The following is a 23,227-nucleotide window of genomic DNA, read 5'->3' on the forward strand; positions in this document are numbered from 1 at the left end:
ACAGCTGTTGCTTCAATAGCATCATTGAAAAATGGAGGAGTCCTTTCGTGTCAGGATCAGTAAAAGATAAGGTCGTTATCGTCACAGGAGCAGGCCGTGGCCTTGGTACCGCCATCGCTGGCGATCTGGCGCGCAACGGAGCCCGTGTAGCCATTGCGGATGTCAATGCCGAGAATGCTGCGACGGTTGCCGAGCAGATCAAGCAGGCCGGTGGCGAGGCAATGTCGGTCGCGGTAGACGTTTCCGACCGTCAACAAATCAAGGCGATGATCGCAAAGGTCGTGGAAAAGTTCGGCCGCCTCGACGTTCTCTTCAATAACGCCGGCATCAGCCAAACTTGCCCATTCATGGAAGTCACCGAAGATGACTTCAACCGCATCATGAAGATCAACGGCCTCGGTGTGCTGATCGGCACCCAGGAGGCCGTCCGGCAGATGATCAACCAGGGTCATGGCGGCAAGATCATCAACACGAGCTCGATCGCAGGAAAGCAGGGGTGGCCAGACTACGCCCATTACTGCGCATCGAAGTTTGCAGTGGTTTCGCTGACACAATCCGCTGCGCGTTCCTTCGCAAAGCACCGTATCACGGTCAACTGCTTCAGCCCGGGTGTCGTTGCCACGGAGCTGTGGAAGCAGCTTGACGACGAAGCTCTGCAACACGGGATCACCTCCAAGCCGGAGCAGTTGATCACGGAATTTTCGGCAAACATTCTCTTGGGCCGTGTGTCAGTTCCAAAGGATATCGTCGGCACGACGACGTTCCTCGCATCCGATGCCTCGGACTATATCACCGGCCAGACCATCATGGTCGATGGCGGCATGGTCCTGATCTGAAACTTCAACGCTTGTCTCATCCGGGGAGGTGAGCCAACACTAACGGGAGGCGTCTATGAACCTATTTCGGTCCACAATGACCACAGCCATTGTCGCTGGAGCTTTTTGCTTGAGTGCAAACCTTGCCTTTGCCGAAACGGCAGAGGAAATTCTGAAAAGCCGTCTTGGCACAACCGACGTCGACCCTGCCATCGCGAAGGCGATTGAGATCGCCGCGAAGCCACTTACGCCGGAACTGGAGGCGAAAGCGCTTGAGTGTTGGAAGAACGACGTTTGTGAAACCGGCACGGGCGGAAAACTGACGATCGCGTACGCCGACGGTTTCGGAGAAAATGTCTGGCGCCGCGTCACCAAGATGGAGTTCATCCAGCAGGCGCTTGCCTATCCGGAAATCGGCAAGATCCAGTACTCGTCGGCTCGGGGCGATGTCTCGAAAGCGATCGCAGATCTCAATGCAAATATCGCCCAGGGCGTGAACATCATCGTTCTATACGCTGATGCCGGTCCAGCACTTCTCGCGACCGTTCGCGAAGCAAAAGAAGCGGGCATCACCGTCGTGCTGAACAACGGCCAAGAGGTCGGCACCGCGGGCGAGGACTACGTCAGCACCGTGCACGAGGATCTGTGCGCTCTCGGGCAGGACATGGTGAAGGCTGTCGTCGCTGACAAGCCAAGCGCCAAAGCTTTGGTCGCACTTGGCGGCACGCCCGGCAATTCGCTCAGCGCAACTTGGCAGAAGTGCGCGCAAGAGCAGGCCGATGCATCGTCCATCAAGATCCTCGCAAAACTCGATACGAACTGGACGCAAGAAGGCACGTTCACAGCTGTGTCGGCGGCTCTGGCGCAATACGGTGACTTTGATGGCTGGATCTACGAGTACGCGGACGGATTCAGGGCCGCAATGCGTGCATATCAAGCAGCCGGCAAGGAGGTAGACACTGTCGCGGCGTTGCGCACCGACGAGCAGGGTCTGTTCTGCGATTGGGAAGCGGCCAACAACCCCAAATTTCGTATCTACTATTCGGCTTCCGGCACGACGGTCACAGCGCGCTTCGCGGTATCGGCTGCGATGATGGCTCAGGCTGGTGAAACGGTATCGCCTTGGATCAAGGTGCCCTTCTCCATGAAAGCCGTGAAGAAGGGTCTCTGCGACAAAAACCTCCCGCTGGAAACACCGGTCTCAACGCTCGTCAATGCGAAGACATTGAAGGCGATGTTCCCGAACTAGTGCTCCTCCCAGAGCCGGCTGGCGCCGCGGCGCTAGCCGGCACGACCGCATTGAAAACGTCGGAGCCCCAATGAGCATGCCTGTCTTAAAACTCGAGGGCGTGTCCAAAACATACCCCGGTGTTCGGGCACTGGATCAGGTAAGCATTGATTGCTTGCCGGGAGAAGTCCACGCAATCATCGGAGAGAATGGTTCGGGGAAAAGTACCCTGATGAAGATCGCAAGCGGCGTCGTCAGACCCGACAGCGGTGTTGTCGAAATTGCCGGACAGCGCTCAGCGAGTGTCGATCCTCGGACAGCATCAGCACTTGGCCTTTCGACGGTTTACCAGGACGATTCGCTCGTTCTAGAGTTAACCGTGGCTCAAAACCTGTTCATGGCGAGTAGACCGGGTTCTGTGCGGTTCGACGATATGAACGTATGGGCCGCCGAACGGCTTGCGGCCTACGGCGTGAATATCGCTCCGGACGCCCTGATCGCGGATCTCTCGCCTGCTCAGCGGCAGTTCGTGGAAATCGTGAAGGCCTTGCAGTCTGAGCCAAAGGCGCTCCTGCTCGATGAGCCAACCTCCACACTCGATGCAGATGGCGTGCGCAAACTCGCCAGCATCATCCGCGACCTCACCGCGCGTGGGACCGGCATCATTTATGTGAGCCACCGCCTGCCTGAAATTCTGGCGCTCGCCGACCGCGTCACTGTCTTGCGCGATGGCATGCACCAAGGCACCTTCGCTGTAACCAAGAGCCTTTCTGAGCACGACCTCATTACATTGATGGTCGGCCGGGATATCGATGTTGAGTATGCCGCGAAGGCGACCATCATCGACGAGCACCCGGTGCTTGTTGTAAAAAAGCTCTCCGGCAAAGCCTTCCAAGACATCTCTTTTTCGTCCCGAAGAGGAGAAATCCTTGGTTTCGCAGGTGCCGAGGGGAACGGTCAACGTGAAGTCCTGCGTGCCCTTGTCGGGCTTGAAGAGGCGCATGGGACCGTTGAATGCGCCGGCCAGCAAGTCTCGACCGCGTCGCCCAGATCTGCATTCGAAAGCGGCTTGCTGTTTCTGAGCTCCGACCGCAAGGGAGAAGCTATTTTCCCCGAGCTAAGCGTTGGCAAGAATATGATCTTCCCTCTTCTCGGCAAGCTGACCACTCTGGGTCTGCTGTCGCGTAAGAAGGAACAGGCGACAGCTGCAGCAATGAAACGCGACTTCGGGGTCGCTGCTGCCGATTTGTCCGTCCCGGTGATCCAGCTTTCGGGCGGCAATCAGCAAAAAGCCGTTCTGGCCCGCAGCTTCAGATCGGGTGCAAAGGCGTTTCTGATCGATGAACCGACACAGGGCGTCGATGCGGGTGCTCGCTTCGAAATCTACAAGGCCATCCGAGAGAACATCCAAAGCGATGGTACGTGCATCGTCAATTCCTCGGACGCTCAGGAACTTGCAGGCATATGCGACCGAGTCCTCGTGTTTTCGCGCGGCCGAATTGTCCATGAACTTGTAGGCGACGCGATTACGGAAGAGAACATCGTTGGTGGTTTCCTCACGGCTCGCGATGACAGGCAAACGACAAACGCTGACGCTGCAACGGCAACCGCCACCTTCCTCCAGCAGCTAACAGGCGGGAGCGCAAGTTGGTGGGTTCCACTACTCTTTCTGCTTGGACTCGTCGCGATCGTTGCTGCCTATGCTACGACGAACAGCAGCGTCTTCCTCAAACCCATCAACTTCCGTCATCTGCTGCTTGCCCTCACTCCAGTGGCGATCGTCGCAATGGCGCAGCTTCATACGCTTCTCATAAAAGGTATCGATGTTTCCGTCGGCTCCCTCATGAGCACCGTTGTCGTTGCGATGTCGTTTCTTGTCGTATCAGGAGCGAGCCCTCTGATGATTGCGGGAGGAACCGCCGCTTGCCTCCTTCTTGGAGTTGGGACTGGGCTTGCAAATGGTGCCCTTGTGCGGTTCGGCCGGATCAACCCGGTCATTACGACCATCGCCACATTGAGCATCTTGCAGGGATTCGCACTTGTTGGTCGACCGACACCAGCCGGAATTATCGATGGACGCGTCACTTCGCTTTTGCGCACCTGTATCGGTGTTCTACCTGCGGCAACGATATTCGTCGTCATTGCTGCGCTAGTCGGCGATTACTGGCTGCATCACACTCGATCAGGACTGCTCGTCAAGGCTACTGGCTTCAGAGAAGAAGCTGCACGTAGAAGCGGTGCGCCCGTCACCTGGATTCATCTTCGCGCTTATATCCTGGCCGGCGTGGGTGCAGCGATTGCAGGTATGTTTCTCGGCGCGCAAGTTGGCGTGGGACATCCGTCCGTCGGCCAGAATTACGCGCTGGCCAGCATAGCGGCCGCGGTTCTTGGTGGAGCTGCTTTGACAGGTGGACGCGGCTCGTTCTCCGGTGCCCTGTTGGGGGCATTCTTCTTCACTTTGATGTCGAACGTGATTTCGGTACTCGGACTGAACTCCGCCTTTGGGGTCATAGCGTCGGGGACAATGACCCTTGTCGCGATCGTACTTTACTCAGGCGTCGCCGGCTTCGACCGCTTGGTTCGGTTCTTCACAAGGTCAAGACGAGAAGCGGAAGGCGCGGCATCATGACCGAACGTTCAAAAAGCTACCCCAATCTCGTTTCAGAACCCCAATCCACGCCGTCCGGGACCCAAGAGATACTCACAACCTTGAAGCCCCGTTTCTCGCGAGTCGCCAAGGTGGAAATCCGCTTCCTGGCCATTTGGATCGCGCTTGGGACTCTGGTCCTCATTGATGCCGTCTTTCTTCCGAGGAGCCTTCAAAGATCAACACTGCTGGCAGTTTCGCCGTTCGCTGCATTCTTGGCAATCACGGCGATCGGGCAAGCGATCGTGATCATGGCTCGCGGAATAGATCTCTCCGTTCCTGCGATCATGTCCCTTTCATGCGCCATTTTGATCGGGTTCTCGGCTGGGAACGACGCCTACCTTTTCAGCGCGGTTGGTGCCGCGATCCTGGCGGCGGTTCTGGTCGGGGCGGTAAATGGGGTCTTGATTGCGTTTCTCAGATTGAACGCCTTGATCGTCACCTTGGCGGTAGGCGCAATCGTGACCGGCGTTACGATATGGTACCGCCAAAGCGTGGGAGCAGAGTCACCTGTCCCGCCGAGCCTTGCCGAGTTCGGAAACGGCCGGCTGCTCGGGATTCCGACGTCTGTCGCGATTGCCTTTTTAGTGACGTGCCTGGCGGGGCTCTTTCTGACAAAAACTGTGGCGGGTCGCCGGTTTGAGGCTGTGGGGACAAATCCGGAAGCTGCCCATGTCATCGGCATGCGGGTCCGGATCTATCAGGCTGGAGCATATGTGACTGCGAGCATGATGTATGGCATTGCCGCAATGTTGCTCGCCGGCTTTATTAGAAACCCCACCCTAGACGTTGGCGCGCCCTATTTTATGAGTCCGATCGCTGCGGCGGTGTTGGGCGGCGTTGCAATGAGTGGCGGCGTTGGAAATATGCTGTCAGTTGCCGTTGCATCGATCTTTTTGATCCAGCTCGACCAGTCGCTCAAAATGGTCGGGCTGCCGACCTCGTGGCAACTGGTAATCCAGGGGGTCGCCATTGGGACAGGTATGTACCTTTCAGAGCTGAGGTCGCCTCACCAAGGCAAGTAGGCCTAATTCCGCCGGCAAATCGAATTGTACGACAGAACGGCTTTTTTTATTGACTTTCAAACACTTGATCGTTTGCCAGCTGCGCTCTGTCGACGCTTTGTGTGACAGAATTGCAAAGCTCGCTTGACTTTTAGCTAACAAACGTTAGTATGGGTCATTCCGTTACTTCGTACAAAAAACCAAGGGGAATACGAAGTATGCATGCGATCCAACCAAGCATCTCGGGGCCGCGCGATTTCCGAGAAATAGGTGGCGCTCTTGTTCGAGTTTCGCCGTCGAGTTCTTATTGGCGCAAAGCCTCGACCGCAGCGCTACGGCTCGGGACTCGAAACCAGACAATTGTCCGGAACGTCGGACAGGATCGCACTCAAGGCCGTGCAGCGGCAAGTGCGCGATTGCCCGGGGGGTCGTCGTGGACCGCTGTCGGCGAGGGAGCGCGAGTGTGCGGCAGACGGCTGGGATGCAGCCAGCGCAACGTTTTCACTTTTGCTCGACTGATCGTCGCTGCTGCTAAACCGGCGGCGACTTCGCCGATTAATACGGCGAGGGACCCTATCAGCATTTGACATCCCAATCACGCGTAAGGGATCGTATCGATGGAAGCTGCGGCAATAGCTCAAGATGAATATCTTCCTTGGGGGGATGCAAACTATCGGAAGAATCCGTACCCTTGGTATGCTCGGGTTCGAGTTGAACACCCCGTCTACAAGATGGCCGATGGCACCTATGTCGTCTCTCGCTACGACGACATTATGAAGTTCGGCAAATTGCCAATCATGAGTATCGTCGACCCTGAATGGGTTCCGAAAGGTCCGTGGGCGGCCCTCTCGAAGACCGTTCTTGGGTTCGACCCACCCGCACACACTGCGCTGCGGCGCCGGACCAATCGCTGGTTTACCCCAAAGCTTGTTCAGGAGTGGGTCAAGGCAGCGGAAAGTGCGGTAAACGAGGCCCTGGATCGCCTGCAGCCTGGTGCCGTGTTCGAAGCGAACCTCGAACTTGGCGTTATCCCAACACATGCGGCGATGTGCAGCGCGCTGCAATTGCAGACCGACAATGTTGAGCCGGTACACGCTGCCATGCTGAAAGCCATGGCCGCTCTCAGCGCCATAGCCGACAAGGAAGATGATCAGCGAGCGGCCGAAGCCTTTAAGTATCTGCGGTCTCGCTCCGTTGAGCTGGTGGCCTATAAGCGCCAGAATCCTGGCGACGGCCTGGCCGACGCTCTTCTCGAGGCCGAGAAAAGCGGAGAAATGACAGAGGACGAAGTCATTCAGACCATCTCGCTCTTTTGGGGTTCTGGAGGGCATAACCCCTCGTTCTTTGTTGGCGCGGGCATCGAGTATTTTGCCCGGCACCCCGAAATTTACGAGCTCTATCGCAAACAACCTGAGTCCCGCGCGGGAATACAGAACGAAATTCTGCGGCTCAATCCGCCGGAACTTTCCTTCGTGCGCTATCCGACCGAGGATGTTGAGATCCGCGGTACGCACATCAAGGCGGGTGAACGGGTTCGTTTTCTTCTCGATGCCGCCAACCGCGATCCTGAAGTATTCCCCGAACCCGACAAGCTCGATCCTTCGAGGCCTCCCGAGGCCGCTCAGAACCTCAGCTTCGGAATTGGCCCTCATGCGTGTGCCGGCCAAGTCATTAGCCGCGCCGGGGCGGATACAATCTTCCGGGTTATCAGCGATCGTGTGGAACGGATCGAGCTTGCAGGTGAGCCAACATACGACGTGACTGACCGCTCTCGAGCGTATGTGGCCTTGCCAGCCAAAGTATCCCACGCGGCACACTAGTCTTGGTGGCAAACCCCGCCAAGGTTTCGGGCTCCATGGGAGAGGAGCTCGAGAGAATCTGACCGTGCTTCTGGTGAGCAGTAGCGGTCGAGGTCTACAAAAGGGAGGAGCTCAAATGCCGCATTGTATTGACGCCGTAAAGTATATCGTTACGCGCGAAGTGAGCTATCGGAACGCGCAATTCGTCGAGCCTCATTCTCATCGGCGCGGCCAGCTCATCTACGCTATCGCAGGCGTTATGGAGGTGATCGTCGGAAACAAACTCTGGCTCGTCCCGCCGCAGCGCGGGGTCTGGATGCCTCCCGGCGTTGTCCACCAAATGCGCGCTCGCGGTACCGTCGAGCTGAGGACGGTATATCTGTCGCCCGACGCTATTCCTCACACATTTCCGTCTGCTCCGATCCTGGTCTCCGTAAGCAGCCTCTTGCGCGAGCTCGTACTGCGGAGTGTCGACTCGCCGAACAATCACGACAGCTACGGGCTCAAGAACCAAATATTATCGCTCATTGTCGACGAAATGGGCGCTCTTCTGCGCGAGAGCGAGCGAGCGATTCCGCTCGAGCTTGCATTGCCGCAATGCCAGGATCGCAGGCTGAGCAAGGTATGTACAGCACTTCTGGAAGATCCGGGCTGCCATAGAAGCCTGGACGAATGGGCGGATCTGGTTGGCGCATCGAAACGGACCCTGGCTCGGCGTTTTCAGTCCGAGTTCGGCCTGTCGTTCCTGGCATGGAGACAGCAGGTCCGTGTCGCAGCCGCTTCAACCCGGCTCGACCAAGGCGAGCCAGTCACCATCGTTGCATGTGATTTGGGATACGAGACGCCCGCCGCGTTTTCAGCAATGTTCAGACGCGTGACGGGAGTGACGCCGAGCGGATATGTCGCGAATTCTCCGACTCCCCGGAGCGATATGATGGCTATTCCTGCCTGTTAGCATGGAGGAACAAATGTTGTGGACCGGGACCGTCGAGTGTAAACGTCTTTCTTGTTGAAGGAGCGAATTGTGGCATTTTCGGACAAGATCGAGGCGATACTTGAGGAGCTTCGAGCCAGCGTCTCGACTTTTGATTTCTCGGATGTTGGCAGCAAGAGGCTTGGAATTCTCAACGTTTTCATGCGGCTCGCAGCAGCTCGCGGCTATGCAGCGGTCACGATGCGGTCGATCGGCGCTGAACTTAAGATCAAGGCCCCGAGCATCTATTCCCATTTTCCGAACGGCCGGGAAGAGATCACCGAATATTGCCTTCGCTGGCAGTCTCGAGACTATGCCGAGTCCGTCCTTGCGACAGTCCAGACTGCCCGAAATCATGATGAATTGTGGGACGCTCTGGTCCGAAACCACTGCAAACAACAATTGATAAACCCCAACAACAGCTTATGGGACATGATTGTTGCGTCGGACCGCGTTGGCAAATTCCTGCCGCCGCCCCTCCGCCATGATATGCATGAGCGGCTTAATCTGTTCATTCGACTTTATGCCGCGGTCGCTGAAGCGCTTGGGTTCTCCAACTCGATGGAAAAAGCCCGTGCAGTCATGTCTCTGTTGGATTGCGCGGTCATCTGGTGCGATTGGTCCACTGATCCGAAAGTCCAGACCGCGACACTTACGAAAGCTGTTGCGTTCTCTCGTGGCGTACTGACTTCGGAGGCGACCCAACGGCCGCAAGCGTTGCGCACGGCAAAGGTGGACGCCTGAAGGACACTCGGGGCCGATCCCTCCCAAGGCGACCGGGTTTCTATCATCGAAAGTGTCGTTCGTGCGACCAAAATGGGCGTCGCCCTAGCGATAGTGCCTAGATCCCAGGCCGGCCAACTAGGGCCAGATGATATCACAAATTCAATGGTTTGATGATCCTTGTGACAAGACGAGGCGAACCCAGCTGTCATTCTCTTCGCGATGATGAGTGGCGGCAAAGAATGGCCTTTCCTGCGTAAAAGTTGGCTTGAAGGAAAGGGCAGGGGAGACACCGCGCCGCTATGGTCACGTCTTCAGCGACGCGCCGGACGGATTGCGTCGGCGAGATATGGCCCAGCGGAGGATCCAACTTGGAACAGAAAGTCGAATTCAAAAGCGGTGGCTACACTCTGAAAGGGGTGCTTACACGACCAGCAGGCAAGAGCAATGTTCCGCTCGTGGTTATGGCTGGCGGCTGGTGCTATACAAAGGAGATCGTCCTTCCCAACTATGCGAAGAAATTTGTCGACATCGGGTGCGCGACCCTGGCATTTGACTATCGGAACTTCGGCGAAAGCGAAGGCGACATTCGCCAAGATCTCAACCCTTGGGAGCAGATCGAGGATATCAGGAACGCGATCTCATTCGCAGAAACCCTCGAGGGCGTCGATCACAACCGCATCGGTCTGATGGGTATTTCCTATGCGGGAGGTCACGCGATCATCACGGCTGCGATCGAACCGCGCCTCGCTTTCGTCATTTCCGCGGTGCCCGTGATCGACGGCTATCTTACGCTTCGCCGCTGCCACGGCGAAACGCGCTTTGCGGAGCTGCTCGAGGTCGTGGCGGAAGATCGCAAGAACCGATACCAAGGCAAGCCCAGCGGCAAGATCGCGCAATCGCCGAAAGAGGATCCGAGCAAAGAGCTCACCTCCTGGCCGTTCCCCCATATCTATTCCGGCTTCATGGCGATCAAGGAAGAGTCCGCCCCGCTGCACGAACACTGGAACACGATCGAATCCGTGGAATGGTTGCTGCGCTACCAGGCAAAGCCCTATGCCGAACGGATCTATGAAACGCCAATTTTGGTGGCGATCGCAAAGGGCGACAACATCACGTCCGCAGACCTCGAAATCGAGATGTTCAACGCCATCCCCAATCCGAACAAGTCGTTCGTGTCAGTAGGTGGGGTCGATCACATGAGCCTCTACACAAAGCCGGACCACCTCGAGAAGATCGGTAGAGCCTCGGCACAGTGGCTCAAGGAGACCCTCGCGAACCTCTGAACGAGACTCTGCAAAACGGGGCGTCGAGCGTACGACACTCAAGGCGCCCGCTCCGGTGAGTGTATCACCAGAGCGGGCGCGAAAGACCATCAAGAAGGAAGCCGGAAGGGTCTCTGCTTCGGGCTGTGCCAGGATCTCATGGCGCAGGCCGCCGACCCTGCCGCGCCGAAGGCTTCGTCGCGTGACTTATGGAGGGGAACAGGATGAGCAAGGTCTACTCGGACGCTACAGCCGCGCTCGATGGTCTGCTTTTTGATGGCATGATGATCGCGGCCGGTGGGTTCGGATTGTGTGGCATCCCGGAATTGCTGATCGACGCGCTCCGCGAGAGCGGCGTCAAGAATCTAAGGGTCGCTTCAAACAACGCCGGTGTCGATGATTTCGGCTTGGGTCTCCTGCTGCAATCGCGCCAGATCAAGAAAATGAGCTCATCCTATGTGGGTGAAAACGCCGAGTTTATGCGCCAATACCTGTCTGGAGAGCTGGAACTGGAATTCAATCCGCAGGGAACGCTTGCGGAGCGAATGCGAGCGGGTGGGGCCGGAATTCCCGCGTTTTTCACGGCCACCGGCGTAGGCACGGTCGTAGCCGAAGGCAAAGAGCATCAGGATTTCGATGGCCGCACATACATCCTTGAACGGGCCATCAACGCAGATCTTTCAATCGTAAAGGCGTGGAAGGCCGATGAATCCGGAAACCTGATATTCCGGAAGACCGCGCGCAACTTCAACGTTCCCGCTGCGACATGCGGAAAGGTTTGCGTCGTCGAGGTCGAGGAAATCGTCCCCGTTGGCGCGATCCCTGCCGATGGTATCCATCTGCCTGGGATCTACGTTCACCGGCTGATTACGGGAACTCATCAGAAGCGGATTGAACAACGAACCGTAAGAGCCAAGGAGACAGCCTGATGTCGTGGGATCGCAACCAGATGGCAGCTATCGCCGCCCGCGAGGCTCAGGACGGATGGTATGTCAATCTTGGGATTGGCATACCGACTCTTGTTTCAAATCATATTCCTCCCGGCGTTTCCGTCACTCTTCAGTCTGAGAACGGAATGCTTGGAATGGGACCCTTCCCGTTTGCTGGTGAGGAGGATGCCGACCTTATCAATGCGGGAAAGCAGACAATCACAGAGCTTCCCAATTCGGCATATTTCGATTCCGCTACCAGCTTCGCGATGATCCGCGGTGGCAAAATCAACATGGCAATTCTCGGCGCCATGGAGGTCAGCGAAGAAGGTGACCTTGCCAACTGGATGATCCCAGGCAAGCTCGTCAAGGGCATGGGCGGAGCAATGGACCTTGTTGCGGGGGTGGGTCGCGTGGTCGTCGTGATGGACCACACGAACAAGGCTGGGGAATCGAAGGTTCTGAAACGGTGTACGCTTCCTTTGACCGGCAAGGCAGTCGTCGACAGGGTCATAACGAACCTTGGCGTCCTTGATGTTGTGCCTGGCGGATTGAAGATCGTCGAACTCGCTGAAGGTGTTTCCAAGGAGCAGTTTCGCAGTGCGACGGAGGCAGCCATCGTCGACTAGTGATCCCACAGGCAACGCAGTCCACGAATTTGAATGGAAAGCGAACATGAAGATAGGGGTGCCAAAAGAGATTTTCCCGGGGGAAAAGCGTGCGGCTTTGACGCCGGACTCGGCGCTGCAATTGCAGAAGCTCGGCTATCATTGCTTTGTGGAAACCGGTGCTGGTCTAGGCGCGGGGTTTTCCGACGACGTCTATCGCAGTGCCGGGGTCGAAATTGTGCCGACGTCCGAAGCCCTGTGGGCCTTGTCTGACGTTATCGCCAAGGTCCGCCCGCCGGAATTGGGTGAGATCGGCCGGCTAGCTGCCGGCCAGACGCTGATCTCGTTCTTCTACCCGGCGCAAAACAAGGAGTCTCTGGAACAGGCAAGAGACAGGGGCGCCAATGTCATCGCGATAGACATGGTGCCGCGCATTTCCCGCGCACAAAAGATGGACGCCCTATCCTCCATGGCCAATATCGTCGGCTATCGTGCGGTCATCGAAGCGGGCAACAATTTCGGGCGGTTCTTTACCGGCCAGGTGACTGCGGCCGGCAAGGTGCCGCCGGCCAGAGTGCTCGTGATCGGTGCCGGCGTTGCTGGCCTTGCAGCGATCGGTACGGCGACCTCGCTTGGCGCAATCACCTACGCGTTTGACGTGCGGCCGGAAGTGGCCGAACAGATCGAGTCGATGGGCGCCGAGTTCGTTTATCTCGACTTTGCCGACCAGAGCCAGGATGGGGCGGCGACCGGCGGCTATGCCGCGCCTTCGTCGCCGGAATTCCGGGAGAAGCAGCTTGAGAAGTTCCGCGAACTGGCGCCCCAGATCGACATCGTCATCACCACCGCGCTGATCCCCGGTCGCGACGCGCCAAAACTGTGGCTGGCCGACATGGTCGCAGCCATGAAGCCCGGTTCGGTGATTATTGATCTCGCCGCCGAGCGCGGTGGCAATTGTGACCTCACCATCGCCGACCAGAGGGTCGTCTCCGACAACGGCGTGATCGTCGTTGGCTACACGGATTTCCCCAGCCGTATGGCAGCGCAGGCCTCGACGCTCTATGCCACCAACGTCCGCCACATGTTGACGGACCTGACACCCGCCAAGGATGGGGTGATCGTCCACAATATGGAAGACGACGTCATCCGTGGCGCGACCGTCACCTATCAGGGCGAGATCACCTATCCGCCACCGCCACCAAAGGTGAAGGCAATCGCCGCCCAGAAGCCCAAGGAAAAGGCGAAGGAACTGACGCCAGAGGAAAAGCGGGCGCAGGAAATTGCCGCCTTCAAGGCACAGACCAAGAACCAGGGGATCCTGTTAGCCGGCGGCACCGCTCTTCTTCTGTTAGTCGGCGTCTATGCGCCGGCAAGCTTCATGAGCCATTTCGTCGTCTTCATGCTGGCGTGCTTTGTGGGCTTCCAGGTGATCTGGAACGTCTCGCATTCACTGCACACGCCGCTGATGTCGGTGACCAACGCCGTTTCCGGCATCGTCATCTTAGGTGCGCTCTTGCAGATTGGTTCCGGCAACTGGCTGGTGGTGACGCTGGCGGCCCTTTCGGTTCTGATCGCCACTGTCAACATCGTCGGCGGCTTCCTGGTGACCCGACGCATGCTCGCCATGTTCCAGAAGTCCTGAGCGGGTAGGGCACTCAAAATGATAATCGGCATCGTATCGGCCGCCTATATCGCAGCCGCAGTTCTTTTCATCCTATCGCTTGGCGGACTATCCGGCCAGGAAAGCTCCAAACGCGCCGTCTGGTATGGCATCGTCGGAATGGCGCTCGCGGTGATCGGCACCGTGTTGGGCCCTGGTATCGGCAACTGGTTCATCATTCTTTTGATGATCGCCGGCGGTGCCGTGCTCGGCACCTTTGTGGCAAGCCGGGTGCAAATGACCGAGATGCCGCAGCTTGTTGCGGCGCTGCATTCCTTCGTCGGCCTTGCCGCAGTTTTCATAGGTTTCAACGCTCATATCGAGGCTGCCGGTGTGGCTATGCTCGATGGGACCGGCAAGGACGCACTGTCAGGCTTTGCCGGCATCCTCGCCCACAAGACGCCGGTCGAGCTGGCGATCATGAACGTCGAGGTCTTTCTCGGCGTCTTCATCGGCGCGGTCACCTTCACCGGCTCGATCGTCGCCTTCGGCAAGCTTGCCGGCAAGGTCGACGGCAAGGCGAAGAAGCTCCCGGGTGGTCATTTCCTCAACGCCGGTTCGGCGATCTTCTCATTGATCCTGCTTGTCATGTACGTGAATGGCGAAGGCGCCTGGACGCTGATCCTAATGACCGCTCTTGCCTTCTTTATCGGTTACCATCTGATCATGGGCATCGGCGGTGCCGATATGCCGGTGGTTGTGTCGATGCTCAATTCCTATTCGGGCTGGGCGGCAGCCGCGATTGGTTTTACGCTCGGCAACGATCTTCTGATCGTCATCGGCGCCCTGGTCGGCTCGTCGGGTGCGATCCTCTCTTACATTATGTGCAAGGCAATGAACCGCTCCTTCGTCTCGGTCATCCTCGGTGGTTTCGGCGCCACTACAGGGCCGCAGATGGAGATCATCGGCGAGCAGATCGCAATCGATGCGGAAGGCGTGGCAGCCGCTCTCAACGAAGCCGACAGCGTGGTCATCGTTCCGGGCTACGGAATGGCCGTGGCCCAGGCGCAACAGGCGGTCTCCGAACTTACCCGCAAGCTGCGCGCCGCCGGCAAGAACGTGCGCTTCGCCATCCATCCGGTCGCCGGTCGCCTTCCAGGCCACATGAACGTACTTCTCGCTGAAGCCAAGGTGCCCTACGACATCGTGCTCGAGATGGACGAGATCAACGACGACTTTCACGAAACGGATGTCGTCATCGTCATCGGCTCGAACGACATCGTGAACCCAGCTGCCCAGGAAGACCCCAACTCCCCAATTGCCGGCATGCCGGTTCTTGAAGTATGGAAGGCCAAGCAAGTCTTCGTGTCGAAGCGCGGCCAAGGAACTGGTTACTCTGGCATTGAAAACCCCCTTTTCTACAAGGAAAACACACGCATGTACTATGGCGATGCCAAGAAATCGGTAAGCGATTTGCTTCCAATTGTGGTGTGAAGGCAGGATAAAACCGATAGTAACATTTGCAAGGTTGCCAGCATTGTCTGCGAGGGTTGGCAGCATGCTTCCGGCTCAATCGTGATCGCGAGCGCCGCCTGCACAGCTGTCGGCTCTTTGGCACTACGCCGCCTCACGAAATCGGCGCTGCCGCCGTCAAAGGGGTTCTGGAGCGCGCCGGCGAGGGCCAACCCGGCGCGTCAGGCGGCGATCAAAGCCGGCATTCCGCAGGAAAAGAACCGCTGGCCGATGCGCGGTCTGCTCTGCGATGGGCGACAGTTGTCACCAGCACAGCTCAAGATGGCTCATTCGAAACACACTTTGACACGCGTCGATGCGCGTCTTCTGCGTCGGTTTGATACTGCTTCGAGGCGGACAACAGAGAGACGATCGCCCAAGCGCCTGGCTCCGGCGCCGGGTGACAGCTCGGCCGTAGGGGACCGTCAAAAGTGAACGCTTGTGCCCGACCCTTCCTGCCGAGGCGGCAGACACAGACGTGGTTATCCGCCGAAGCTCACTTCACAGCAAATCCTGAAATGTAGACCGGAGGAGAGATTACATGACCTACAATGCCGTTGATCGCCAGCTCATCTTGGAGGTCGTTTCACGATATGCTTTCGGCTATGACGAGGCCGGGTTCAAGATGATTGGCGAGGCATTCACTAAGGACGCTACCAGCAAGGGTGTCTGGTCGACTGGCGACGTGGCTTGGGGACCGATGCGTGGACGCGATGAAATCGTGTCCGTATTGAGCGCGATGCGTAAGGGCCAATCGGATCAGCCCAGGCATATCATCACCAATTTTCTTTTCACGAAACAAACTGACTCCTCTGCGTCTGCAAGGTTCTACCTCGCCCTGAACTCGACAACAGGCGATAGCTGCTCAATCGTCAGCGCCGGCAAATGCGAGGCCGATTTCGTCTGTGACGAAGGCATTTGGCGCCTGTCTCGGCTCGACGTACTGCTTGACCGTTCCCACTAATGTGACCGAGCCGGATAGCGCCTCGGAAGGCACAAACGTCCTAGGGCGGCACGAAAAATCGTGCCGCCCTTAATACGAGATCGGCGGGTCAATCGGTGTTTGGCGTTCGGGACGTCCTTGTTGATGCGAGGCTTACCCGATGGCTAGCAACATTCGCGAACAGAAACTTCTCGGCTGAGGTTTCTCCCCCTCCAGTGATCACCGAACGTTCTGCTCCGATCAGGGATTGCTGCTGCTTGCTGACGCCAACATTTATGAGTTCACGGCCTAGTTAGAGGTATCATTCGCGTGGCGCCGGAGAGAGCTTCGAAGTCGAAAAGCCTCTGGGTAGCGAGGGCAGCAGCGCCCCGCGCCCAGGAATCGTTGGCCCAGTCCGGCGTGATCGGCGGTGGGTCCACATGGCATAACGTCTCAGAGCGTCACGCAGGTAGCACATCTTCAAGACCCTATCCCGGCGGCAATTTGACGACGACCTTTTCCGTTGCGTCACTAATGTCATAGGCCAGCGAAGCCTCCGCCGCGTCTGCGTCGCGGCGCTCCAATGCGTCGATAATTGCCTCATGCTTGCGTCGAGTCTCGGCTAGATTGTAGTCGTAAGGATGATGATGCCATGCCGGCCCAACCCGCATCCAAAGGTTCTCAATAATGGCGAGAAGCGCAGGCATTCGAGCTTCTTCATAGATTGAGAAATGGAAGCGGTAGTTCTCGGAAAGATAGTCTTGGGGCTTATCGGACCGCCCGATCCTCTCGTTAATCTCCTTAAGCTTGATGATCTTCGCGGGCGCTATGTGCTCAATGGCCCTTCGCACCGCGAGGCCTTCAAGGCGCATTCGTATCTGCGCTATCTCGCGGTACTCGGAAACCGTAAGATTGTGGAGGAAGAAACCGCTCTGCGGTTTTCCGAGTAACACACCATCGGCTTCAAGTCGTTTCAACGCGTCGCGGACAGGCTGAGCGCTGACCAGCAATTCGGTCGCGAGCGAGCGGGCGGACAGCGTGGCTCCGGGGGCAATTAGCCCGCTCATCAACGCTTTTCGAATGCTCCGGTAGACTTGCCGTTCCACCGGATCGGCCAGTGTCGAATCGATGGGCGAGAGCGGCGGTGCCGGCACGGATGGCTTGCCACGCCTGCGTTTGGTTCCAGCTGCCCAATCCATTCCAATCTCCAGTGTCATCTATTTCTGAAATAGCAGATTGACATTTGCGGGGCCATCGATATCTAATACTGATATAGCAGTAATGCCAATGGTTTGGCACGGGAACGGAAATTACCATGCAATTTGATGGGCTTGATGGGTTGCGTGTGGTCGTTACGGCCGCAGGTGGTGGGGCCGGACGGGTTATCGCCGCACGCTTCCATAGAGCGGGCGCTCATGTCGTAGCCTGCGATTTGGATCGCAAAGGACTCCGCGACTTGGAACAGGACTGTCCAAGACTGGTCGGCGTGGAATCCGATGCAGGCAACGAAGAAGGCGTGGAGCAGGTTTTTGCAGTGGTCCGAGAAAAGCTCGGCGGCATCGATGTATTGGTGAACAACGTTGGCATAAGCGGGCCTACGGCGCCGGCCGAGAAGGTCACGCTGGATGAGTGGAACCAATCGATTCGCGTCAACCTGACCAGCCACTTTCTCTTCGCCCGTGCGGCAATCCCTCTAATGAAAGACGCGCAGAGCGGACTTATCGTCAACATATCGTCGGGCAGTGCCAAGGTTGGGTTGCCGCTCCGCTTGCCCTACGTCGTTTCCAAGGGGGCCGTGCTCGCGCTCACGACCAACCTTGCCCGCGAGCTCGGGCCCTTCGGTATCCGCGTCAATGCGATTTTGCCCGGAGCCATCCGCGGCCCGCGACTGGACCGTGTGATTCAAGCCAAGGCAGAGGCGCTCGGCATCGATCCCAAGGAGCATGAGCGGTCCGTGCTCCGCTATGTCTCACTGCGCACCATGGTGGAGCCGGATGACATCGCGGCGATGATCCTGTTTCTGGCTTCGCCCGGCGGAAGCCGGGTCACCGGACAGCTGATCGGTGTCGACGGCAACATGGAGTGGGAAGAATGAATGAGGGGTTGGCCGTGCTGCTTGACCTTTCGAGCACGCACGACGTGTCGCGCTCCTTTCTGCGGGTGAGCGGGCGACGATCCACTGCGTCGCAGCCACGAGTAACGTTGTAGATCTAGGGACGAGGCGAATGGACCGCTACGCCGGTCCGGCTGTCGCCGCAAGCGCAACATCAGATCAGTAAGGGGCCGGAATTATGTTCGGTAACAAAGTCATCATCACCTGTGCCGTCACCGGTAGCGTCCATACGCCGACCATGTCGCCGCATCTTCCGATAACACCGAACGAGATTGCCGCGTCGGCGATTGAGGCGGCGGAGGCGGGCGCCGCGATCATTCATCTACATGCGCGCAACCCCGAGACGGGAAGGCCGACGCAGAACTCCGACCTTTTCATGGAGTTCCTGCCGCGCATCAAGCAGTCGACAAAGGCAGTGCTCAATCTGACCACGGGTGGCGCCCTGGGTATGACGCTCGAGGAACGGCTGGCGCCGGCCCACGCGGCGAGACCCGAGGTAACCAGTCTCAACATGGGCTCAATGAACTTCTCCTTCGCCCAACTCGCCTCCAAATACTCTGAGTGGAAGCATGACTGGGAAAAGGCATATGTCGAGTCCAGCTGGAAGTCATTCTATCCAAATAGCTTCGAGATGATCGAAAGAATAATGGTTGATATTGGTCAAGCCTATGGGACTCGTTTCGAGTTCGAGTGTTATGACATCGGCCATCTTTACAACTTGAAGATTTTTGCTGACCGCGGCTTGGTTCAGCCCCCCTTCTTTATTCAGGGCATATTCGGCGTAGCGGGCGGTATGGGTGCCGACCTTGAGAACCTGATGTATTTTAAACAGACCGCTGACCGCCTGTTCGGGTCCAACTACCGACTCTCCGCGTTCGGCATCGGCAAGGCGCAAATGGCGTTTCTAACGATGGCCGCGCTCTTGGGCGGCAATGTGCGAGTGGGGTTGGAAGATTCCCTCTACATAGGGCACGGCCAGCTCGCCAATTCTAATGCTCAGCAGGTGCGCAAGATCAGGGGCATCGTCGAGGACTTGGGCATGGAAATCGCCACGCCCGAAGAGGCGCGCGACATGCTGAATCTGAAGGGGGGCGACCGGGTGGCATTCTGACCCCTTTCGTGCGCATCCAGTGACCATGTCCGAAGGCATGTGGTCGGTAAGCTGATGAGCCGTGATGCAGGGTAAGCCGGGCTGATAGACGGGATACGGGATTGATGCGTTTCGCGATAGATACAGGGGGCACTTTCACTGACCTCATCGTCGAGGACGACGAGGGTGAGTGCCGGATGTTCAAGGCCCGTACGACGCCCGACGATCCGATCACGGGATTGCTGAACGCGTTGACCTTGGCAGCCGACGCGTACGGCATGACGTTAGGCGAATTGCTTCGTCGCGGTGAGATCCTGGTCCACGGAACCACCCGCGCTATCAATGCGATTATCACGGGCCGTACAGCACGAACGGCCCTCCTGGTCACGCGCGGCCACAGGGATGTTTTGGTGTTGCGTGAAGGAGGTCGCTCAGATCCCTTCAATTTCACAGACCCATATCCGCAACCCTATGTCCCGCGCAGCCTGACATTCGAGATTCCTGAGCGCGTTCGCGCCGATGGCTCGGTCATGGTCCCGCTTGACGAGGCTGCGGTACGCGCAGCCGCGGCCGAATTGGCCTCGCGGAAAATCGAAGCAGTGGCGGTCTGTTTGCTGTGGTCGATAATCAATCCTGCACACGAGATGCGGATCGGAGAGTTATTGGCGGAATGCCTGCCAGGTGTGCCCTTCACACTGTCGCACGCGCTCAATCCGACAATCCGCGAGTTCCGCCGCGCCTCGTCTGCGGCGGTGGATGCTTCCCTCAAGCCAACCATGGGAACCTACATGCGTACGCTTGAAAGCCGGCTCCATGAGGCGGGCTTTGCGGGACGAACGTTGGTGGTGACGTCCGGCGCAGGTGTCATAGATGCGCGCGATGCGGCGGAAGCCCCGATCCATATCGTCAACTCCGGACCTTCCATGGCGCCACTCGCAGGCCGTCACTATGCGTTGATGGAAAGTGGATCCCACACAGCGATCGTGGCGGACACCGGGGGGACAACCTACGATGTCAGCCTTGTGCGTAAAGGGCACATTCCGACCTCGCGTGAGACTTGGATCGGCGAGCCGTATCGCGGCACGATGATCGGATTTCCGTGGGTCGACGTGAAAAGCGTCGGGGCAGGCGGCGGTTCCATCGCGTGGATCGATTCGGGCGGTCTTTTGCGGGTCGGTCCCAAAAGCGCAGGCGCAGTGCCTGGACCGGCTGCGTACGGTCGCGGCGGTGTGGAGCCCACGGTAACCGACGCCTCGATCGCACTCGGTCACCTCGACCCGGACTATTTTCTTGGCGGCGCGATCAAGCTTAACCGCGATCTGGCCGTTGCCGCAATCCGCCAGATTGCGGATCCGCTCAAGTTGGGTGTTGCCGAGGCAGCGAACGCCATAATCAGCATAGCCACGGAAAACATGGTGCAGGCTATCGTAGATATCACTGTCAACCAAGGGGTGGATCCACGACAGGCCGTGCTGGTCGGTGGCGGTGGCGCGGCTGGACTCAATTCCGTGCGTATCGCGAGCCGCCTTGGCTGCCGCACTCTGATCATCCCCGACACCGGCGCAGCATTGTCCGCTGCCGGGGCGATGATGTCCAGTCTCAAGGCGGATTTTCACGCCGCCTTCTTCGTCTCTACGTCTTCCCTCGATTTTGATGGCGTGAAAAGGACTCTCGACCGCCTTTCCTCGCGCTGCCGCGCTTTTATCGATGGACCTGGTGCCGGCGCCGTTGAAACTGCGATCACCTTCAAGGTCGATGCGCGCTACGACACGCAGGTGTGGGAGATCGAGGTGCTATTGCGCGGCAAACTTGCTTCCGAGGCGGAGCTTGCCAGTTTCGTTCAGGATTTCCATCTGACGCATGAGAATCTCTTCGGCTTTTCGGACCCCATCTCTCCCATCGAGATCATTGCGTGGACAGCCGAGGTCAACTGCCGCTTTCGTGAACAATCCGGCTTGCGGCTCACATCCGCGGCGACTCTCGCAGAGCGCCCGAACCGGGCGGCTTATTTCCATTCGACCGATTGGGTCGATGTACCGGTCCGACAGTTCAACAACCTGGTTATCGGCGAAGCTGTGAGCGGGCCCGCGATCGTCGAGAGTTCGTTCACCACGATTGTTGTCGATCCCGGAGCGGTGGCCACACGACAGCAGTCCGGCAGCCTTTTGATCGAGGTGGAACAAAGCCAATGACTGCTCTGAAGGAGAATACTGCCAAGTTGGACAGCGTCACCTTGGCGCTCCTTAACCATCGCTTTGAGGGCGTTGCGCGCAAGATGGCCAACACGCTCCTGCGCACGGGGCGGTCTGGTGTGCTGAACATCGCCCGAGACTTTTCATGCTGCATCGTTACCGCAGATTGCGAGTTGCTGGTCGCTAATGAAGGTCTTCCGATCCACGTCCTCTCGGGCCCCGATATCATGGCCCGGATAATGAAGGAAGTCGCACCGATGTTGAAGCGCGGCGATGCCTTCCTGAACAACTCACCCTATCACGGCTGCAGCCATGCAGCCGATCACACGATCCTTGTGCCGGTGATCGACGACAAAGGCGTCCATCGCTTTACGGTATTGGCGAAAGCGCATCAGGCAGACGTCGGAAATTCCATTCCAACGACTTATCACGGCTCCGCGCGCGACGTTTACGAAGAAGGGGCTCTCATTTTCCCCTCCACCAAGGTTCAGGAAAACTACGAGACAAACCAAGACATTGTCCGGATGTGCCGTATGCGCATCCGGGTGCCCGATCAATGGTGGGGTGATTTCCTTGCTGCGATTGGATCCGCGCGCATCGGCGAGCAGGAGATCATGGCAATGGCCGCCGAAGTCGGATGGGACCTCCTGACGGCATTTTCACGTGAATGGCTCAACTACTCAGAACGCCGGATGGAGGACGCCATTCGCAGGATGCCGGTCGGATCGGCAAAACGGTCCAGCACGCACGACCCCTTTCCAGGGACACCAGCCGAAGGCGTAACCGTAAACGCAACGGTTTCGATTGATCCGGGCGAAGCGCGTATTCAGGTCGATCTAACGGACAACATCGACTGCCTACCATGCGGCCTCAATCTGTCGGAAGCCTGCGCACGGACCGCTGCGATGGTCGGAATCTTCAATTCAATCGATCATTCCGTGCCAAAGAACGCAGGCGCCTTTCGCCGCATCGAGCTGTCCCTGCGCGAGAACTGCGTCGTGGGGATCCCACGCCATCCGACCTCGACGTCGGTCGCAACGACCAACATCGCCGATCGCGTCGCCAATGTCGTGCAGGCAGCAATAGCCGACATTGCCGACGGGTATGGTTTGGCCGAATGCGGCGCAGTGATCCCGCCTGCCGCGGGCGTGATTTCGGGTGTGAAGCCAACCACCGGAGCGCACTTCGTGAACCAGCTTTGCCTTGGCATGACCGGCGGAGCTGCGGCACCAGGTGCAGATGCCTGGATAACCATCTGCCACGTTGGCAATGGCGGATTGTGTAACGTCGATTCCGTTGAACTCGACGAGTTGCGCCAGCCGATCCACGTATATTCGCGCGAACTCGTTCCGGATACCGAGGGCGCGGGCCGCTATCGCGGTGCGCCCTCCGTGGCCGTCGAGTTCGGTCCAGTCGGTTGTTGCATTTCCGTTGGCTATGTGAGTGACGGCGCCATCAATGCGGCAAGGGGCGTACGCGGCGGTGGGAACGGCGGTAACGCCAACCAGTTTCGCCTGACTTCCGAAGGCCGCAAGGCCCAACTCGACAGTTGCGCACAAGTCACGCTCCGCGACGGGGAAAGGCTGCTTTCGATCTCCTGCGGGGGCGGGGGCTACGGGTTTCCGGAAGAACGGGATCCCGACGCCGTCGCTCGCGACGTTGCCGAGGGTTGGATTACCCCGGAGCGTGCACGCAACGTCTATCGTGTCGCGGTCGCAGGAGACCGGGTCGATCTTGAAGCTACCGTAGCACTCAGGTCAGACCACCACCACAATTAGTCAAGGAAGAAAGAACCAAAAGGGGAACT

Annotated in this window: 18 protein-coding genes and 2 pseudogenes; 18 read left to right on the plus strand and 2 right to left on the minus strand. The window is 58.1% G+C overall.

The genetic code is table 11. The annotated features are described in order from the left end of the window. Nucleotides 1–47 precede the first annotated feature (47 nt). The 14 genes and pseudogenes from ASD12_RS10770 (at nucleotide 48) to ASD12_RS10830 (ending at nucleotide 16,067) form a co-directional block, all read left to right on the plus strand. Nucleotides 48–836, plus strand: a complete 789-nt coding sequence (locus ASD12_RS10770; RefSeq protein WP_056585213.1) for a glucose 1-dehydrogenase — start codon at nucleotides 48–50, stop codon at nucleotides 834–836. Nucleotides 837–945: 109 nt separating this feature from the next. Beyond that, on the plus strand, nucleotides 946–2,064 hold the full coding sequence (locus ASD12_RS10775) for a substrate-binding domain-containing protein (RefSeq protein ID WP_244482821.1): 1,119 nt from the start codon (nucleotides 946–948) through the stop codon (nucleotides 2,062–2,064). A 70-nt stretch (nucleotides 2,065–2,134) separates the two neighbouring features. Next, entirely contained in the window at nucleotides 2,135–4,672 is a 2,538-nt protein-coding gene (locus tag ASD12_RS10780) for an ATP-binding cassette domain-containing protein (protein WP_056585217.1), read from the plus strand. After that, complete coding sequence (locus tag ASD12_RS10785; protein ID WP_082525368.1) at nucleotides 4,669–5,715, plus strand: ABC transporter permease; 1,047 nt, start codon at nucleotides 4,669–4,671, stop codon at nucleotides 5,713–5,715. Before ASD12_RS10780 ends, ASD12_RS10785 begins: the two co-directional genes overlap by 4 nt. Before the next feature lie 596 nt (nucleotides 5,716–6,311). Continuing rightward, a complete protein-coding gene (locus ASD12_RS10790; protein WP_082525369.1) occupies nucleotides 6,312–7,514 on the plus strand; it encodes a cytochrome P450 in 1,203 nt (400 codons plus the stop codon). A 115-nt stretch (nucleotides 7,515–7,629) separates the two neighbouring features. After that, the gene (locus ASD12_RS10795) at nucleotides 7,630–8,448 is read left to right on the plus strand and encodes a helix-turn-helix transcriptional regulator (RefSeq protein ID WP_082525370.1); all 819 of its coding nucleotides are present in this window, start codon (nucleotides 7,630–7,632) and stop codon (nucleotides 8,446–8,448) included. Between the two features lie 69 nt (nucleotides 8,449–8,517). Beyond that, complete coding sequence (locus ASD12_RS10800; RefSeq protein ID WP_056585221.1) at nucleotides 8,518–9,210, plus strand: TetR/AcrR family transcriptional regulator; 693 nt, start codon at nucleotides 8,518–8,520, stop codon at nucleotides 9,208–9,210. 350 nt (nucleotides 9,211–9,560) lie between these two features. Further along, nucleotides 9,561–10,475, plus strand: a complete 915-nt coding sequence (locus ASD12_RS10805; RefSeq protein WP_056585223.1) for an alpha/beta fold hydrolase — start codon at nucleotides 9,561–9,563, stop codon at nucleotides 10,473–10,475. A gap of 203 nt (nucleotides 10,476–10,678) precedes the next feature. Beyond that, nucleotides 10,679–11,383, plus strand: coding sequence for a CoA transferase subunit A (locus tag ASD12_RS10810; protein WP_056585225.1), 705 nt, complete (start codon nucleotides 10,679–10,681; stop codon nucleotides 11,381–11,383). Continuing rightward, nucleotides 11,383–12,012, plus strand: coding sequence for a 3-oxoacid CoA-transferase subunit B (locus ASD12_RS10815; RefSeq protein ID WP_056585227.1), 630 nt, complete (start codon nucleotides 11,383–11,385; stop codon nucleotides 12,010–12,012). Before ASD12_RS10810 ends, ASD12_RS10815 begins: the two co-directional genes overlap by 1 nt. A 46-nt stretch (nucleotides 12,013–12,058) precedes the next feature. Next, nucleotides 12,059–13,633 (plus strand): Re/Si-specific NAD(P)(+) transhydrogenase subunit alpha, encoded by a 1,575-nt coding sequence (locus ASD12_RS10820; protein ID WP_056585229.1) that lies wholly within the window; start codon nucleotides 12,059–12,061, stop codon nucleotides 13,631–13,633. 18 nt (nucleotides 13,634–13,651) lie between these two features. Further along, nucleotides 13,652–15,085 carry an NAD(P)(+) transhydrogenase (Re/Si-specific) subunit beta gene (locus ASD12_RS10825; protein WP_056585231.1) on the plus strand — a complete coding sequence of 478 codons (1,434 nt, stop codon included), beginning with the start codon at nucleotides 13,652–13,654 and terminating at the stop codon, nucleotides 15,083–15,085. Nucleotides 15,086–15,127: 42 nt separating this feature from the next. Further along, nucleotides 15,128–15,322 (plus strand): annotated as a pseudogene (locus ASD12_RS34830) (hypothetical protein); the annotation flags it as partial. Between the two features lie 322 nt (nucleotides 15,323–15,644). Beyond that, nucleotides 15,645–16,067, plus strand: coding sequence for a nuclear transport factor 2 family protein (locus ASD12_RS10830; protein WP_056585233.1), 423 nt, complete (start codon nucleotides 15,645–15,647; stop codon nucleotides 16,065–16,067). Nucleotides 16,068–16,327: 260 nt separating this feature from the next. Here ASD12_RS10830 and ASD12_RS35260 read toward each other — a convergent pair. Together ASD12_RS35260 and ASD12_RS10835 are read right to left on the minus strand one after the other, a co-directional pair. Beyond that, nucleotides 16,328–16,456, minus strand: a pseudogene (locus tag ASD12_RS35260) (sugar kinase); the annotation flags it as partial. A gap of 57 nt (nucleotides 16,457–16,513) precedes the next feature. Beyond that, the gene (locus ASD12_RS10835; protein ID WP_162252242.1) at nucleotides 16,514–17,224 is read right to left on the minus strand and encodes a GntR family transcriptional regulator; all 711 of its coding nucleotides are present in this window, start codon (nucleotides 17,222–17,224) and stop codon (nucleotides 16,514–16,516) included. A gap of 116 nt (nucleotides 17,225–17,340) precedes the next feature. Here ASD12_RS10835 and ASD12_RS10840 point away from each other — a divergent pair, with 116 nt between their 5' ends. From ASD12_RS10840 to ASD12_RS10855, 4 genes are all read left to right on the plus strand, one after another. Then, nucleotides 17,341–18,120, plus strand: a complete 780-nt coding sequence (locus ASD12_RS10840; protein WP_082525373.1) for an SDR family oxidoreductase — start codon at nucleotides 17,341–17,343, stop codon at nucleotides 18,118–18,120. A 196-nt stretch (nucleotides 18,121–18,316) separates the two neighbouring features. Then, entirely contained in the window at nucleotides 18,317–19,249 is a 933-nt protein-coding gene (locus ASD12_RS10845) for a 3-keto-5-aminohexanoate cleavage protein (RefSeq protein ID WP_056585239.1), read from the plus strand. A gap of 104 nt (nucleotides 19,250–19,353) precedes the next feature. After that, nucleotides 19,354–21,420: a hydantoinase/oxoprolinase family protein gene (locus ASD12_RS10850; RefSeq protein WP_056585241.1), complete on the plus strand. Its 2,067-nt coding sequence runs from the start codon at nucleotides 19,354–19,356 to the stop codon at nucleotides 21,418–21,420. Next, nucleotides 21,417–23,198, plus strand: coding sequence for a hydantoinase B/oxoprolinase family protein (locus ASD12_RS10855; RefSeq protein WP_056585243.1), 1,782 nt, complete (start codon nucleotides 21,417–21,419; stop codon nucleotides 23,196–23,198). Before ASD12_RS10850 ends, ASD12_RS10855 begins: the two co-directional genes overlap by 4 nt. Nucleotides 23,199–23,227 lie beyond the last annotated feature (29 nt).

Origin of the sequence: Mesorhizobium sp. Root102 (genome assembly GCF_001425625.1) — a bacterium.
Lineage (GTDB): Bacteria > Pseudomonadota > Alphaproteobacteria > Rhizobiales > Rhizobiaceae > Mesorhizobium.

Bases quoted from the DNA above. Each gene is read 5' to 3' on its own strand.
- ASD12_RS10780 (WP_056585217.1), top strand. From the start codon at position 2,135: ATGAGCATGCCTGTCTTAAAACTCGAGGGCGTGTCCAAAACATACCCC.
- ASD12_RS10785 (WP_082525368.1), top strand. From the start codon at position 4,669: ATGACCGAACGTTCAAAAAGCTACCCCAATCTCGTTTCAGAACCCCAA.
- ASD12_RS10790 (WP_082525369.1), top strand. From the start codon at position 6,312: ATGGAAGCTGCGGCAATAGCTCAAGATGAATATCTTCCTTGGGGGGAT.
- ASD12_RS10795 (WP_082525370.1), top strand. From the start codon at position 7,630: ATGCCGCATTGTATTGACGCCGTAAAGTATATCGTTACGCGCGAAGTG.
- ASD12_RS10810 (WP_056585225.1), top strand. From the start codon at position 10,679: ATGAGCAAGGTCTACTCGGACGCTACAGCCGCGCTCGATGGTCTGCTT.
- ASD12_RS10815 (WP_056585227.1), top strand. From the start codon at position 11,383: ATGTCGTGGGATCGCAACCAGATGGCAGCTATCGCCGCCCGCGAGGCT.
- ASD12_RS10820 (WP_056585229.1), top strand. From the start codon at position 12,059: ATGAAGATAGGGGTGCCAAAAGAGATTTTCCCGGGGGAAAAGCGTGCG.
- ASD12_RS10825 (WP_056585231.1), top strand. From the start codon at position 13,652: ATGATAATCGGCATCGTATCGGCCGCCTATATCGCAGCCGCAGTTCTT.
- ASD12_RS10830 (WP_056585233.1), top strand. From the start codon at position 15,645: ATGACCTACAATGCCGTTGATCGCCAGCTCATCTTGGAGGTCGTTTCA.
- ASD12_RS10835 (WP_162252242.1), bottom strand. From the start codon at position 17,224: ATGGATTGGGCAGCTGGAACCAAACGCAGGCGTGGCAAGCCATCCGTG.
- ASD12_RS10840 (WP_082525373.1), top strand. From the start codon at position 17,341: ATGCAATTTGATGGGCTTGATGGGTTGCGTGTGGTCGTTACGGCCGCA.
- ASD12_RS10845 (WP_056585239.1), top strand. From the start codon at position 18,317: ATGTTCGGTAACAAAGTCATCATCACCTGTGCCGTCACCGGTAGCGTC.
- ASD12_RS10850 (WP_056585241.1), top strand. From the start codon at position 19,354: ATGCGTTTCGCGATAGATACAGGGGGCACTTTCACTGACCTCATCGTC.
- ASD12_RS10855 (WP_056585243.1), top strand. From the start codon at position 21,417: ATGACTGCTCTGAAGGAGAATACTGCCAAGTTGGACAGCGTCACCTTG.